At 44.1% G+C, this 15,136-nt stretch carries 16 protein-coding genes; 7 read left to right on the top strand and 9 right to left on the bottom strand.

The window, feature by feature from the left end:
- Positions 1-103 precede the first annotated feature (103 nt).
- The 3 genes from NLZ44_RS17115 (at position 104) to NLZ44_RS17105 (ending at position 2,405) form a co-directional block, all read left to right on the top strand.
- Positions 104-625: a phosphoribosyltransferase gene (locus tag NLZ44_RS17115; RefSeq protein ID WP_008056410.1), complete on the top strand. Its 522-nt coding sequence runs from the start codon at positions 104-106 to the stop codon at positions 623-625.
- A 92-nt stretch (positions 626-717) separates the two neighbouring features.
- Complete coding sequence (locus tag NLZ44_RS17110; RefSeq protein ID WP_493750558.1) at positions 718-1,140, top strand: helix-turn-helix domain-containing protein; 423 nt, start codon at positions 718-720, stop codon at positions 1,138-1,140.
- Positions 1,141-1,325: 185 nt separating this feature from the next.
- Entirely contained in the window at positions 1,326-2,405 is a 1,080-nt protein-coding gene (locus NLZ44_RS17105) for a glycosyltransferase family 4 protein (protein ID WP_493750557.1), read from the top strand.
- Here the strand turns inward: NLZ44_RS17105 and NLZ44_RS17100 are convergent.
- On the bottom strand, positions 2,395-2,751 hold the full coding sequence (locus NLZ44_RS17100; RefSeq protein ID WP_493750556.1) for a (2Fe-2S) ferredoxin domain-containing protein: 357 nt from the start codon (positions 2,749-2,751) through the stop codon (positions 2,395-2,397). The two genes, NLZ44_RS17105 and NLZ44_RS17100, sit on opposite strands and share 11 nt — an antisense overlap.
- A 41-nt stretch (positions 2,752-2,792) precedes the next feature.
- Positions 2,793-3,680, bottom strand: coding sequence for a ferredoxin-thioredoxin reductase catalytic chain (locus NLZ44_RS17095; RefSeq protein WP_493750555.1), 888 nt, complete (start codon positions 3,678-3,680; stop codon positions 2,793-2,795).
- A 121-nt stretch (positions 3,681-3,801) separates the two neighbouring features.
- Between NLZ44_RS17095 and NLZ44_RS17090 the strand changes: the two genes are divergently transcribed.
- Complete coding sequence (locus tag NLZ44_RS17090) at positions 3,802-3,924, top strand: hypothetical protein (protein WP_493750554.1); 123 nt, start codon at positions 3,802-3,804, stop codon at positions 3,922-3,924.
- Positions 3,925-3,940: 16 nt separating this feature from the next.
- Here NLZ44_RS17090 and opcA read toward each other — a convergent pair whose 3' ends face one another.
- The 4 genes from opcA to NLZ44_RS17070 are packed head-to-tail and all read right to left on the bottom strand — an operon-like array spanning position 3,941 to position 9,174.
- Entirely contained in the window at positions 3,941-5,272 is a 1,332-nt protein-coding gene (gene opcA, locus NLZ44_RS17085) for a glucose-6-phosphate dehydrogenase assembly protein OpcA (RefSeq protein ID WP_493750553.1), read from the bottom strand.
- A gap of 58 nt (positions 5,273-5,330) precedes the next feature.
- The gene (gene zwf, locus NLZ44_RS17080) at positions 5,331-6,860 is read right to left on the bottom strand and encodes a glucose-6-phosphate dehydrogenase (RefSeq protein ID WP_008053231.1); all 1,530 of its coding nucleotides are present in this window, start codon (positions 6,858-6,860) and stop codon (positions 5,331-5,333) included.
- A gap of 54 nt (positions 6,861-6,914) precedes the next feature.
- Positions 6,915-7,988 (bottom strand): class 1 fructose-bisphosphatase, encoded by a 1,074-nt coding sequence (gene fbp, locus NLZ44_RS17075; RefSeq protein ID WP_008053232.1) that lies wholly within the window; start codon positions 7,986-7,988, stop codon positions 6,915-6,917.
- A 58-nt stretch (positions 7,989-8,046) separates the two neighbouring features.
- Positions 8,047-9,174 carry an RNA-guided endonuclease InsQ/TnpB family protein gene (locus tag NLZ44_RS17070; RefSeq protein ID WP_493753022.1) on the bottom strand — a complete coding sequence of 376 codons (1,128 nt, stop codon included), beginning with the start codon at positions 9,172-9,174 and terminating at the stop codon, positions 8,047-8,049.
- 341 nt (positions 9,175-9,515) lie between these two features.
- On the opposite strand from NLZ44_RS17070, the gene NLZ44_RS17065 reads away from it, so the two are divergent.
- Positions 9,516-10,385 carry a peptidoglycan recognition protein family protein gene (locus NLZ44_RS17065; RefSeq protein WP_006622482.1) on the top strand — a complete coding sequence of 290 codons (870 nt, stop codon included), beginning with the start codon at positions 9,516-9,518 and terminating at the stop codon, positions 10,383-10,385.
- 80 nt (positions 10,386-10,465) lie between these two features.
- Here the strand turns inward: NLZ44_RS17065 and NLZ44_RS17060 are convergent, their stop codons facing one another.
- The 3 genes from NLZ44_RS17060 to NLZ44_RS17050 form a co-directional block, all read right to left on the bottom strand.
- Positions 10,466-11,389 (bottom strand): TraB/GumN family protein, encoded by a 924-nt coding sequence (locus NLZ44_RS17060; protein ID WP_046319015.1) that lies wholly within the window; start codon positions 11,387-11,389, stop codon positions 10,466-10,468.
- A gap of 110 nt (positions 11,390-11,499) precedes the next feature.
- Entirely contained in the window at positions 11,500-12,513 is a 1,014-nt protein-coding gene (gene cydB / locus NLZ44_RS17055; protein WP_493750552.1) for a cytochrome d ubiquinol oxidase subunit II, read from the bottom strand.
- 84 nt (positions 12,514-12,597) lie between these two features.
- Positions 12,598-14,037, bottom strand: a complete 1,440-nt coding sequence (locus NLZ44_RS17050; RefSeq protein WP_111891018.1) for a cytochrome ubiquinol oxidase subunit I — start codon at positions 14,035-14,037, stop codon at positions 12,598-12,600.
- A 77-nt stretch (positions 14,038-14,114) separates the two neighbouring features.
- Between NLZ44_RS17050 and NLZ44_RS17045 the strand changes: the two genes are divergently transcribed.
- Positions 14,115-14,312, top strand: coding sequence for a hypothetical protein (locus NLZ44_RS17045; protein WP_493750551.1), 198 nt, complete (start codon positions 14,115-14,117; stop codon positions 14,310-14,312).
- A gap of 115 nt (positions 14,313-14,427) precedes the next feature.
- Positions 14,428-14,991, top strand: coding sequence for a DUF697 domain-containing protein (locus NLZ44_RS17040; protein WP_008056253.1), 564 nt, complete (start codon positions 14,428-14,430; stop codon positions 14,989-14,991).
- Positions 14,992-15,136: the final 145 nt, after the last annotated feature.

The following is a 15,136-nucleotide window of genomic DNA, read 5'->3' as shown; positions in this document are numbered from 1 at the left end:
ATTGATTAACTCTCCCCTAGCCGGAATCCTGATAGCTAACTTCTGGCTGCTGCTTTCCAATTAATCAGATAATTATCAATATATTAATAGTCAATTTGTGTCTATGAATGACTTATATATTTCTTGGTCGGAATATTACCAAAAAATCGAAGTTTTAGCAGCTAAAATATATCAATCTCAGTGGGAGTTTAATCAGATTATTTGTCTGGCTAGGGGAGGGCTACGAATTGGGGATATACTCTCCCGTATTTATGATGTACCCCTAGGGATTTTGGCGGCTTCTTCCTATGGGGGACCCGGTGGAAAAATTCGAGGAGAAATTCAGATCGCCCATCATCTTAGCATGACTACAGAAAATTTGGGCGATCGCATTTTGTTAGTAGATGATTTAGCTGATTCTGGGATTAGTCTTGAACGTTCAATTATTTGGTTAACAGAACACTACCCTGATGAAATTAAAAAAATTCGTACAGGAGTCATCTGGTATAAAAGTTCTTCTGGCTTTGTCCCCGATTATTATGTGGATTTTCTGAGTAATAATCCCTGGATTCATCAACCCTTTGAATATTACGAACAACTCCAGCCAGCGGATTTAGTCCACAAGGTGAATGGACTAGATTCTTAAACAAAATTAACGTTTAACGCCAAGGTATCAGATATTTGATACTCTATTAAGTTGTTAAACTGTACACTAAAGCAAACCACAGTTGAAAGCTAATGTCAGAGATTGAATCGAATCTCCAGATCTTGATGCGAACTTTGAGACGGAGACTGCATTTATCCCAAGAAGGGTTAGCCCAAAAGCTTGGGGTGTCTCGTGGTAGTGTCAATCGTTGGGAAAATGGTCGGGGTGAACCCTCTCAAGCCATTCTTAATAGTATTAAGCATCTATGGGAATCGGTATTTGATGAGGATGAATCCGAAGCCAGAACCTCTTACCTCAATAGTGTCCCCAAATTCCGACAGTCTGATGTGATGCGGATTTTAGGAGTATCTCACCAACGGGTTAGAACTTTGCGTATTCGCCAGACCTTAAAATTTTATTGGGATGAAGAAATGAATACTTGGGTAACATCAGACATCGAAATCAAACGTTATCTACGTCGCAAGGGAAAACGATTAAGATACAAGGGAATGTAGTAAGTCAAGCCCGATGTTTCCATGTTTGTAGTCCCAGACCATACGCCCAGAAACCTATCCCCGGGGCGGTGGGTTTTGGTCTGTTTACAGATACCTAAAGGGCTACAAGAAGCGATCGCCTCCTAGGGTAATGCCACTAGGATTGATTATAGCCTCAAATTCCGATAGTTCATCAACTCATAAGTATGCCTCAAAAAAGCTGGAAATTACTATTTATCTCCACCCCGGTCGGTCCCCTAGGTTCAGGATTAGGGGGGGGAGTCGAATTAACATTGTTGAATATGGCAAAAGCCTTAAACAGCCGAGGTCATGATATAACCGTTGTTGCGCCTTCTGGGTCAGTGTTAGAGTCCCTATCAGTTATAGAAATTTCGGGGAAACTACAACCGATCGCCCAAAATCAAGACCGAGATTCTCTGATTACCATACCGGAAAATTCTGTGTTAGGAAATATGTGGGAATATGGGCGACAGGTACAGACAAACTATCATGCAATTGTCAATTTTGCCTTTGATTGGCTACCATTTTATCTGACTCCTTTTTTCCCGACTCCGATCGCTCACTGGGTGAGTATGGGTTCCCTAATTTCCGCTTTAGATCAGATAGTTGTTGAGGTGATGAAACAGTTTCCGGGGACTGTCGGATTTTATAGCCATACCCAAGCCGCCACCTTTGGTTCAGACCTAGGCTATGCTTGTTTAGGAAGTGGCTTAGAAATGGATCGCTATCAGTTTTGTGATCAACCCCATCAACAACTAGCTTGGATGGGTCGTATTTCCCCAGAAAAAGGCTTAGAGGATGCGATCGCGGCGGCGGATCAAACAGGTATCCCACTGGCAATTTTTGGCAAAATTCAGGATGAGCAATATTGGCAAAATATCCTGAATACTTATCCGAATGCGCCCCTAAATTATCGGGGATTTTTGAATACAGATGAACTACAACAGGGTCTGCGTGAATGTCGAGGTTTATTAATGACTCATCGCTGGGTAGAAGCCTTTGGAAATGTCGCTATTGAAGCCTTAGCCTGTGGGGTTCCGGTGATTAGTTATCGACGGGGTGGACCCGCCGAAATTGTCCGAGATGGTGAAACGGGTTGGCTAGTCGAACCCGACAGCGTAACGGGTTTGGTCGATGCGATCGCCAAATTAGAGCAAATTGACCGCCGCCAATGTCGCGCTTTAGCCGAAAAGGAATATTCCTTAGCAGCTTTAGGCGATCGCTTAGAAAAATGGTTATCCGATGTGATCGCGCTTAAAAATTGAACTGAGGATGTATCCTAGGATTCAGTTTTTCCTGGACAGGTTTTCCCCCTTGTAAATGTTGGGTGGCGATCGCCTGAACATCCTCCGGTTGAACTCGATAGTACCAAGTCTCATCGGGAATTACCCGCACCGTCGGACCTATATTACACTGTCCTAGACAGCCACTAGCCTCCACCTTCACATTAGGGATATCTGCATCCTCAAAGGCTTTCAGAGTCCCCTCGGAACCATTCCGCAAGCAGGACTGATGCTGACAAACCAGGACACACCGAGATTGATCTGAAGTGGTTTGTGGTTGGGGTGGCTGGGTTTCTGGCATTTGGGAGGTTTTGCTAAAAATTTCCATACCCCCATTATGTACAAAACGCGATCGCAAAAGCCAGGGGATTACTGCTGAGAAGGTCTAACCTCCAAAACCCCCCTATCCGTAAATACCACCTCAAATACCACTGTTTTACCCGAAGTTTCCGCCGCCATAGCGTCAGATTCCACTAGAGTAGGTAGAGGAGTATTATCAACGTTTTCCGAAGCCTCAGAAGACTTAGGTTCAAATTCCGCGATCGCCCCCGTGGGAGTCACTGTCACCATGTAACTAACCGACGTAGGAACCGGGGTTCCTTTCACAGTCCAAGCCCGGTCAATTTTATCGTAAATAATATTATTCAATTCTTCAATATTGACCGTCTCAGGAACTGCCGCTACCTCGTTTCCTGTCGTCATCTCAGCCGTCGGAGTTGGGTCAGGAGTCAGAGCGGCTTCAGTTTCTGGGGACTCCGATACTTCTGTAGTTTCCGGTGTAGTTTCTGGAGTCGCAGTAGTAAGGTCCTCCGTAGTTTCTGGGGTCTGGGGTTCAGAAGCGATCGCATCAGGAGTTTCTGTTGTCTCCGTCGTCGTTGTCTCCTCTACCGTTGCGGGAGTCGTCGTCGCCGTTTCTGGTTCATCAGTAGTTGTCGCTGCTGTTGTTTCCTCTGGAGTCGTAGTCTCTGCTGTTTCTTCCACCACAGAGGTGGCGGGAGTAGTCACCACTTCCATAGTCACCTCTTCCGTAGCCACAGTTTCTTCTTCTGACTGACTTCCCGTTGTCGTAGCCGGGTCAGGACTAACCATCAGCGACCCCACCACCGCCATCATCACCACCGCAATTAGGGCTACAATAGACCCAGTTTTCACTGCCGGGGGTAGTTCCGAGGTAGTTGTCGAGTTATTGACATTTTGCTGAGGGATAAGTGGTTCATTTTCCGGGGTTTCCGGGGAATTATCTTTATGGGAATACATATTCAGACACCTCTGATGATATCAATGTAAATTCGCGCTATATTGTAGATGCTTTCCGTAGTCTTGCCAACCTCTGGCTGTCTTGCTTCAAATTAAACCAGGATTTTTAATACTTAAAAATATGGGTATTTTTGAAAGTAAGTGTGAGGCGATCGCCTCCATTTTATTAAAAAAGCGATCGCCAGCAACACCAAACCCCAAAACACAGATTAATTCTATAGTATCCCAGTCATCCTTAAAGTAACCGATTATACCAAAACCTAGCGTAGATTGAGAATTGCAGATGCCGCCGCCAGGCTTTCCTCATACAAAACATCTCGGCCCCAGCGTTGTAGCTGTTGCGCCATCAGATATTCTGCTTTTTGGTCTGTCACCGAAGTCACTTGTTCAGTCTGACACGACTGGGCGCTACCCCCCGCCTCCATACGCATACAGCCAGTAGTTTCCGAACAGAGAATAGTGCAGCAATTAGCCTTGGGATTAGTAGAAGTCAGGCGCAGACCCACCAAATCCCCCGGAATTTCCCCAGTATCTGCCATAGGAATAGCAGCCAGTTCCCCAATAATCTCCTGATTATCAGGACCACGGAACTTAACGTGCTTCAGGTCATAGTCTCCCCCCGACTCAGTAAACTCCACAGGTTCCCACTGCAAACGACTAGCAAACCAACCGAGGAACATCAAAGCCTGAGCCGCGTTACCCTTTTCATAGTCGAGAGTTATCTGGTCAATATCCCCAAGAGACATCCGACGTTCTGGGGGGTCAAAAGTAGCCGCCGCCAACTCCTGCCAAGGCGAGAGACGATGCCAATTCAAATCAGCAATGTAGGTTTCTTGGTCAACCAGTTCCTGCATTTTGAGTAATTCCGATTCAGGGTCGCTGAAATAACAGGAATCGACAATCACACAATTACTGCAACAGGACAAATGCTTAAACAATTCTTGTTCCGGGTTAGGGGTAGCCTTCCACCAGACAAACTTAGGCAAATCGGGAATTAATAACGATGTTACCAGATGACTAACCCTTTCCAAAGCCGCCTTAGTACCTCGGAGGGTGACATATTCACAACAGATCAAACCCTCTTCCTTGTTGTTTTGTAGGGGACAATAGGCAGAAACCTGGGCCGTAACTCCCGTATCTTCTCCCAAAGTCGGACAGAGGGTGATAATCCGACAGGGATTTTGGTTAGCAATAGTTTCGCTGATGCTAAATCCACGAGCATCAATATTTCTAATCACCCGCTGTGCTGGGGAAAGTTTAGCAAACTCAGTGCGTAGGTGTTCCAGGGTATCCGAATCTACCCGACCCGTAATCGGCAATTGATAAGCCTTTTGAGCATCACGAATAGCATCACGGGTCTCCGTACCATGAATACCATCGATCGCCCCTTTATAAAAGCCGAGACCCCCCAGGAGTTGCTGAAACTCCTCCGGTTCATAGATCACCATGCTAAAAGTAGCCGCCCTAGTAGCGATCGCCGCCGTTTTACCCTGACCGAAACTTTGACTAAGCCAGATGCTATTAAGTTCTGCCTCAATTTCACTCAGAGAAATATCCTTTGGTTTCTGGAGTGCAACAAGTGGTGTATTCATATTTAACTCAGTAGCTTATTGATTGAACGCGAACAAAAGTTATAGACAGACCCAAATATCAAAGCCTACGCCAACGGCGACCATCCCGGTTAAGCAATAGTTCCGCCTCCACAGGTTCCCAGGTTCCCGCCTCATAGAAAGGGATACTATCTGGCTTCGCCGGAGCATCCCAGGCTTCCAATACCGGAGTTAGAACCCGCCAGGACGCTTCCACCTCATCCCCTCGCGTAAATAGAGTTTGGTCTCCCAGCATACAGTCAATCAATAACCTAGCATAAGCATCAGTGCTAGGCTTACCAAAAGCCGTATCATAGCGGAAATCCATATCCACCGAGCGAGTTCTGAGGGAATTTCCCGGAGTTTTCACCTCAAACCGCATCGAAATCCCTTCATTCGGCTGAATTCGCAGCGCCAACACATTAGGATTAGCCTGTTTAGCAGCAGATTGGAACATTAAAAAAGGCACTTCCTTAAACTGAATAGCGATTTCCGTAACCTTCTTAGGCATTCGCTTACCAGTACGCAGGTAAAAAGGTACACCCTTCCAGCGCCAATTATCAACACTAAGTTTCAAAGCCGCATAGGTAGGCGTAGTAGACTCTGGTGATGCGCCATCTTCGTCACGATAGCCCGGAACCTGCTGACCATTCATCCATCCCTTGATATATTGTCCTCGGACTGCTGCTGCTTCTAGGTTATTAAAATCTGCCAGACGGGTAGCTTGTACCACCTTAACCTTTTCCGTGCGGATACTATCAGCATCCAAAGAGTTAGGGGGTTCCATAGCCGTGAGCGAGAACAACTGCATCAAATGGTTTTGTACCATATCCCGCAGCGCCCCAGCCGTTTCATAATATCCCGCTCGTCCTTCCAAGCCTACAGTTTCCGCCACCGTTATTTGTACATGATCAACAAACTGACGATTCCACAACGGTTCAAAAATAGCGTTAGCGAACCGAAACACCATCAAATTCTGTACTGTTTCCTTACCGAGGTAGTGGTCAATACGGTAAACTTGCTCCTCAGTGCAGACATTACGCACCACCCGGTTAAGGACTTGCGCCGAACCCAGGTCACGACCAAAAGGCTTTTCAATAACTAGGCGTTGCTTTTTGGGGTCTTCCAACATTCCGGCTTGTCCCAGTTGTTGAGCTGCTTCTCCAAAAAATCTAGGAGCCACCGATAGATAAAATACCCTATTTCCACGGGTTAGGCGTTTCGAGTCTAATTCAGCCAAAAGGGATTTTAGCTTTTGGTAGCTTTCCGGTTCGTCCATATTACCGGAACAGTAGTATAAGCCTTGGGCGAAGTTATGCCATATTTTTTCCGATTGTAGCCCGCCGCCAAATTCTTCAATACCCTGTCGAAGATGCTCACGAAAATAGTCATCAGTCCAGTCTCGGCGTGCTACCCCAACAATGGTTAATTCTGGGGGTAACTTACGTTCGAGGTGCATTTGATAAATGGCGGGAACTAGCTTACGCTGGGTTAAATCGCCGGAAGCCCCGAAAATTACTAAAATTTGGGGTTCGGGAATGCGGTCTTGTTGTAGACCAACGCGGAGGGGATTTTCTGAGAGTGTAACCATCTAGGCTGTCGTGAATAATTAAGTTAACAGAGGTTGCCGGATTTTATTATTGATCTAAGTTTCGGTTTCGCGACGTTTGCGATCGCTTATAAATGACTCCACTAAAGCTACATCCTCTTTACTACCAATAATCAGAGGTGTGCGTTGATGGAGTTTTTCGGGAACCACATTTAAGATATCCTGACTACCCGTACTAGCGCGACCCCCCGCCTGTTCCATTAAAAAGGCCATTGGTGCCGACTCATATAATAGGCGCAATTTACCATCAGGGTTTTTCACTGTTCCCGGGTATAGGAATACTCCTCCCTGACAGAGAATGCGGTGAATATCTCCCACCAAAGCCCCACTATAGCGGGCTGTGTAGCCATCATGGCGGTGAACATAACGGATATAGTCTCGGTAGCATTCCTCCCACTGCCAAAAATTACCTTCGTTCACACTGTAGACCGGACCATGTTCGGGAACTTGGATATTTTCCTGAGCCAGGATAAATTCCCCCAGACTGGGGTCTAAAGTAAAGGAATGAACCCCCCTACCAATTGAATAAACCAGGAGTGTGCTAGGACCATATAGGATGTATCCAGCAGCGATTTGTTTATGACCGTCTTGCAATAAGTCTAGGGCTTCTCCTTCTTCGTCGTAACCTTCCTGTTGACGGATCGCGAAGATGGAACCCACATTCATATTAACATCCAGGTTTGAGGAACCATCTAGGGGGTCATAAAGCAGAGTATAGCGTCCGATGGGGCAGTTTTCTGGGATGTAGTACGGTTTATCCATTTCTTCCGAAGCTAGGCGACACACTAAGCCGCTTTGTTTGAAGGTCGAGATAAAAACTGCATTGGAGAAAAAATCCATTTGTTTGACTTCTTCCCCCTGGATATTCACTTCTCCCGTAAATCCTAGGGTTCCTTCTACCAACCCCGCCCTTGACAGACGACGGGCGATCAGTTTCCCCGCTAGTCCAATGCGGTTCATCAGGGCGCTAATATCTTGAGCATCAGGACCGAAACTTTCGAGTTGCTGTAAAACGTGCCGCGATAGGGTTGTACAGTCGCGATCTAAGTAGTATCCTCTATCTGAGCCTAGGGGATCTGGCTGGATTTGACCGCTTGCTGTCTGTACCATAAGTTAAATTCTGCTCTATAAAACTTAAACAAAACCGGACATAGCCGGATATTGACGTTTATTTCTGGCTTCGTCCGGGACTGTCGGCAGCACCCCGTCCACAAGTGTAATCGTCTGAACCAGGCGATTTTTCTAAATTTCTACCGGCGTTCAAATCTCTATCAATCTTCAGGCCACAGTTTGGACATTCAAAAGTCCGACGGACTAGGGGCATTTTTTGACGATAACCGCAATTAGAACACAGTTGACTGGATGGATAAAATCTATCGGCAATAATCAACTTTGAACCATAACGTTCTGCCTTGTAACCTAGTTGCCGACGGAACTCATAAAATGAAGCATCAGCGATAGAACCCGCCAAACCATGATTTTTCAGCATACCTGACACATTCAAATCTTCAATGACTACTTGGCTGTGGTTTTTAGCCAAAAAAGTAGTTATTTTATGAATTGTGTCACGGCGAATATTAGCTACTCTTTGATGTAGCTTTTGAACTTTTAAGAGACATTTGGCCCAATTTTTTGAGCCTTTGACTTTGCGACTTAAATGACGTTGTAATCGAGCTAGTTTTTTGGTCGCTGCTTTATAAGCCTTGGGATTAGAGAATTGGGTCCCATCGGAGCAAGTCGCCAAATTGTTAATTCCTAGGTCAACCCCGATTCTCTCTCGGAATTTCGGTGTAATTTCTGGTGTGGTTTCTACAAAAAAGCTCATATACCAGTCACCTGCTTGGCGCGTTATAGTGACTTTCTTAACTAGACTGGGTGGTAGAGCCTCAAATGTAGAAACCCAGCCCACAAAAGGCAGCTTATGGCGAGTTCCTGACAACTTGAATGGTTTGCCGCCATTGTCAAGGGTAAAGCTATCATGGTAGCCTTTCTTCTTAAATTTAGGATAACTGCTTATTCCTTTGAAGAATCGCTTAAAGGCATCCCCTAGATTAATGAAGGCATATTGATCAACTTTAGAAGACAATTCAGACATCCAAGGATATTGAGGTTTTACATAATGAGTAAAAACCTTTTTGATGGAGTTGACGTGATAGCTGAGTCCCTCTTCATAAGCTAACATCCATAAGTGTAATCCCCAATTGAACACAAATCGAGCATACCCCGCGTGTTTGGCCATCAAGGTTCGATGACGGTCATTGAGTTTTAGTTTTGTCCGGAAAGCTTTGATTGGCACCATGATTTGATTTTACCATGAAGAATCCGACTTGATGAGTATGTCGTCAAGGAAATTTGGCATGGTCTGGGGTTTGACCGTATACTCATTATTGAGTTGCGAATCTTTTGAGGTATTGTACCTTATTGTCCTAAGATGTCAAGCAAATCTTGGATTAAATTCTGGCTCCCAACAGTTCCCTAAAATAGAAGCCAAGGCTAAAGTATCGATATGGACTCAGCCTGAACTCAACGGAGTTTCCGGTTCAGCCTTTAGGCAAACTTTAAGATCTCGATCGCTTATCCTGAATATTTGGATTAAACTGTTGAAAATTCCCTTATTCATGGTTTGCGGTTGTTTAGATGAAGTTAAAATTTACCCCGGTTTTGCTGTTGATCATGTTTGTGGTGGCTTTGGCGGTTCCTATGTTTTTGTCTACTGGGGGACTGGTGGTAGCCCAGGAAGTGGCTAATGTTACTTTAGAATTGCAGCCTACCTGTGGGGTTAGACCTACTACTAATGTGGCTGTGGCTTCTACCCAGGTGGGTCCCCCTATTGAACAACCAGCACCTTTGACGCGGTTTCGTCGTCCCTTAACTGCTCAAAGTTCCTCTGGCCATACTCCTCAAGAATATCAGGCGATCGCCAATCAGACTAACTACGGCCAACGGTTTGTCTATGATATTAATGGTCAACTGAACAATAATCAGCCAATTATTGTCCTCCACGAAACTGTTACCACCAGTCAAAATGCCATTAATTTTTTCCGTACCCGCCACACTTCCGAAGATAATCAGGCCAGTTACCATACCTTAATTACCCTCAATGGAGATATTGTTTATATTGTCCCTCCCGATTTAAGGGCTTTTGGTGCCGGAAATTCTGTGTTTGTTGGTAGTCGCGGTGAAGAAGCAGTCAGGACTCATCCTAAATATCCCGCTTCTGTCAATAATTTTGCTTATCATGTTTCCCTGGAAACACCACCAGATGGCATGAATAACGGTTCTAGCCACAGTGGATATACCATGGCTCAATATCAGTCTTTGGCTTGGTTAGTTTCGCGGACGGGGGTTCCTAATGACCGCATTACTACCCATCAAGCTGTTGATAGATCTGGTCATAGATCTGACCCCAGAAGTTTTAATTCACAGCTTTTTTATCAACTTCTCAATAATTATCCCAGAACCCAGGAAATTATCATTGGTTGTCGGGTTCCGGGTTATCAAGGATAATTGGGGTTTGATTGACTCTCAATAGTTAATGGTTGATTTGGCGGGTTAACTACCCGCTTTTTTTATTTCCTGATCTGTGGTTATTGTTGTTGGACTGAATAACCTTGGTCGCGCAACATTTGGACGATACCATCTTCTCCGACTAAATGACCAGCACCAACTACTACCAAATAGTTTTTATCATCTTGTAAAAAATTCTGTATTTCGGTCATCCATTTGAGGTGGCGATCGCGAAAAAGACGATTTCCCAACTCTGGATAATCTTTAAAGCCAGTAATTATCAAATCTTCTAAAGTCTGTTTATCTCCCGACTTCCAAGCCTGTAGCATTTCTTGAAATGAGTCTTCTAAGGTGTCAATTTCTTGGAGGGTTTGTCTTAGCATCTCATCCTGTTGTTCCCAGGACAGACTATCAAATATCTTGAGTTGATCCCTCATAGTTTCTAAACTCATGATGGTTTTGTCTTGGGCGATCGCTTGCTCAAAAAAGTATCTATCCACACCATAAAGCGGGTCAAAACCCAGATTTTGCAGTTGTAACGACATCAAAGACATCGACACAAACCACGGCTTAAAATTCGTAAATATTTGGATGGGATATTGCAACTTTTCCATGGTTTTTTGAACCAGATGATAAGTTTCATCACTGATTAGATCTAGCAAGGTTTTACCATCTGGCGGCGTAGCTATCTCTAGCATAATCGCTTGGCTTTCCAGACTTTCTAGGTCATTGATATTCAGTTCAAATACCACATTATCAGCCTGATTAAAAGCATCATTCATTACCTGGGGTAAAGGATAATCATCTGCACTCAAAACATGAATAGAACCCAACAAATAAACTTGATTTTGGGGAGTTTCTACAGACCAGAGGAAGTGTTTAGACTCCGCCGCGTGTAAATGTGTCACCTGGGAAACATAAATCACCACCAACGCAGTAATTAGACCCGTGGTTACTAATTTTCCCAAAGTAGTTAAAAACAGGGACTTGATGGATTTTGGCATAATTAACAAATTAATATGATTTCATGGTTATTATAAAGGTTGGTCGGGGTATCTGGTATAATTAGGGTATTTTTATATAGGGAGTGAGACACTCCCTAGGGATTTAGGGACTATTCCTCATAAGCCGCCTCGGTAACTTTCCCACGAAAGACAAAATATTGATAAATATTGTAAAACAACATGACCGGAATTAAAGCGCCGACAAAAATAATCATAACCACCATTGAACTGGGGTCAGCCGCAGCTTGATAAATGGTAATTGTTGGGGGGATAATATAGGGAAAAACGACCATTGCTAATCCCAAAAAAGTGAGGACAAAAATTAAAATTGTCCAGATAAATGGGGTTCTTTCTTCCTGACGGGTGATACTTCTTAGTAATAAGCCAATTAGCACTATTCCCAAAATCGGAATTAGTGAAAAGATATAAACTAGGGGTTGAGAAAATAAGCGATCGCGTGCTGATTCATAAAAAATCGGCGTTACCACAGTGATTAAAATCGCGCCAATTAAAGTAGTAATAGCCGCCAGTTTAGCCGTTTTATAGTGAGTTTTTTGTAACTCACCTTCAGTCTTCCAAATTAGATAGGTAGACCCAATCAAAACATATCCTTGAATCAAAGTTAATGCTACTACTATAGTCGGGAAACGTAACCAATCCCAAGTGGTGCCAATAAAATGACCGTTAGCATCAACCTTAATCCCTTCCAGAACCCCACCGAGGGCGAAACCTTGACCCAAAGCCGCCAAAAAACTACCCGCCCCAAAAGCAAAATTCCAGAATAACTTATTAGTCGCTTGTTCGCGAAATTCAAAGGCTACCGCCCTAAAAATTAAGCCAAAAATCATCACGAAAATCGGCACATATAGGGCGCTAAGAATAGTGCTATAAGCCAGAGGAAATGCGCCAAATAGACTACCCCCCATCAACACTAACCAAGTTTCATTAGCATCCCAAATATTACTAAGACTGGTCATCAGGATGCTGCGGCGTTTTTCGCTAGAGGAAGTGAGAGACAAAATTCCCACCCCCAAATCAAAGCCATCTAGCATCACATACAAAAACAGGAATAAAGCCAAAATTCCAAACCAGACTTGAGGGAGTAAATATTGCAAAGTTTCCATTAATTCTTCTCCGGGATGATGACTTGATGATGAGTGGGGCGATGTAGCGATCGCCCCTAATTTTCGGGTAAGATAAAACCAGAGTTAACCTTGAGTTTCTGCTGGTCTTTCGTCCGGGGAAAACTGACCGGGGCTAGTATCAAAAGCCGGGCGAACTCCACCGGGAATAGCCAACTCCAAATTCGGACCACGGCGAATAATTCGACTCCCAAAATAAATCGCCGCCACCAACAGCAAACTATAAACCACAGCAAAAGCCACCAAAGTAGTTAACACATTTTCCGGGGGTAAATTAGAAGCAGCATCAACGGTGCGAATTTCATTATAAACCGTCCAAGGTTGTCGTCCTACACAACGCACAGTCCAGCCAGCCTCAACCGCAATATAACCCAGAGGTGCAGAAATAATCCAACCCCACATTAACCAACCCTGTTGAGTAATATTGTCCGCTGAAAGTTTCCCCCGTAACCACTGAATAACGGTGACCGCCATGAGTCCAGCCAGAAAGAAACCAATAGCAATCATAATCCGAAAAGAGTAGTAAATCAAACCCAATAAACGCGGTCTATCTTCTGGTTTCCACTCTTTTAAACCCAAGACAGGTTCGGATAATTCTTTTTTAAATTCGAGAATATACCCTAAACCATTCGGGATAGTAATTTCCCAATCATTTTTTTGGGTCTGGGGGTTAGGAAAAGCCAACAAACTCCAATCAGCAGACTGTCCAGCGGGGATAGTTTCCCACTGCGCCTCCATAGCGGCTAATTTAGTAGGTTGGTAGTGATAAACTTGTTCGCCACTCAAATGTCCGATATAAAGCTGCATAGGTGCGACAGCGATAGTAGCTGCGATCGCAATTTTCAGAGATTTGGAGAAAAACTGATGATGCCGTTTTTTGAGGATATACCAAGCACTAATCCCACCAATCACAAATAGCGATGTTTCTAATGTTGCGAAGAACATATGCAGAAAGCTATTTAACATGAAGGGATTAAAGATAGCTTGAAAATAGTCAAGCACGATAAATTTACCCTCCACCATTTCCACTCCCGCCGGGGTTTGCAGCCAGGAATTAGCCGACAAAATCCAAAAGGTTGAAAGATTAGCGCCAAAAGCCACAAGAATCGTGGAAACAAAGTGAATAATAGGGTTGACGCGCTCCCAACCAAACACCATAATTCCCAAAAAAGCCGCTTCTAGCATAAACGCCCAGGAAGCCTCGAAGCCAATTACACTGCCAAAAAAGTTACCAATAGCCTCTGATAAAGGAGCCCAATTCGTGCCAAATTGAAACTCCATAGGAATGCCACTAGCGACACCTATTCCGAAGTTAAGGACGTAAAATTTAGACCAAAATCTGGCATGATAATAGTAGTCTGGGTTGCGAGTTTTTAGCCATAGTCCTTCAATAATAACTAGGTAGATACCTAGCCCGGTAGTAAGGACTGGCCACAACATATGAAAGATGGCTGTCAGTGCAAATTGCATTCGGGACAGTGCCACCGTGTTGGATAGAATATCCACGCTTTTCTCTCCGTTTTAACAATGTTATGGGATTATTCCCTACTACTTGAATAGGGGACGACTAGGAATGTCTAGTTGTGAATTATAGCTTGATAATTATGATTGATTATGCTGTCCTTGGCTGTAAGCAAGCCCAATTTGAGACTCTGGGGAATACCAAAAAGGTTGCTAGTCCAGGAAAAATGAGTTTGTTAATTTTTGTTAAGGCGGTGAGACCTAGGCGCTGGCCAATGTGGCTGAAAAACTCGACTGGCTGGGCTTTAGGGGGGCTATAGATTGATTGATTAGCAATTTTCAATAGTTTGGGAAAGGGTAAAATAAAAGAGGGTCGTTTTGGCAACATCTCCCGAAGCGTCCCCCCAAATCATTATTGTTTACCAGGTACTCCTAATGAGTAAAAAAACCGAAGCAGAAGCTATTATTCGCAATCACGTCCTTTGGTCAATGGGAGGTGGATTAATCCCTATCCCCATAGTGGATTTTATGGCAGTTACTGCTATTCAAATGGAAATGCTACAGGAACTTGCTAAACTGTATGGAGTCAACTATTCTGTTAGTACGGGAAAAGCATTTGTTTCGGCATTAACAGGTACAACTATTGCTCGTTTGGGTTCTAGTTTCATTAAGGCAATTCCGGGTATTGGTTCGTTAATTGGTGGGACTTCAATGGCTTTGACTTCTGGGGCTTCTACCTATGCGGTGGGACAGGTTGCTATTAACCATTTTTCTAGTGGTGGGTCTCTGAATAATTTTGCGGAAGAAGAGGTTAAATGGGCTTATGACTCGGCTTTTGAAAAGGGAAAAAACTATGTTTCTGACCTGGAAAAAGACAAGGCTGATGAGGCGGCTAATATCTATCAAACTTTAGAGAAATTGGGTCAATTGAAGCAGCAAGGTGTCTTGAGTGAGGAGGAATTTCAAGCGAAAAAACAAGAACTATTATCTCGGATTTAGGGAATATTGTATCTGGGTTAATTAACTGGCTGGTTAAATAATGACGGTTTCTGAAACCCGGTTTCTGGTCATGTTTCCCCCCTATTTTTCAGCATACGGGAGAAACTGGGTTTCTTAATTATCACGATGCACTACTATGGTCTAA

This window comes from Arthrospira sp. PCC 9901 (assembly GCF_059013425.1).
This window is presented reverse-complemented; position numbering and strand designations above follow the sequence as displayed.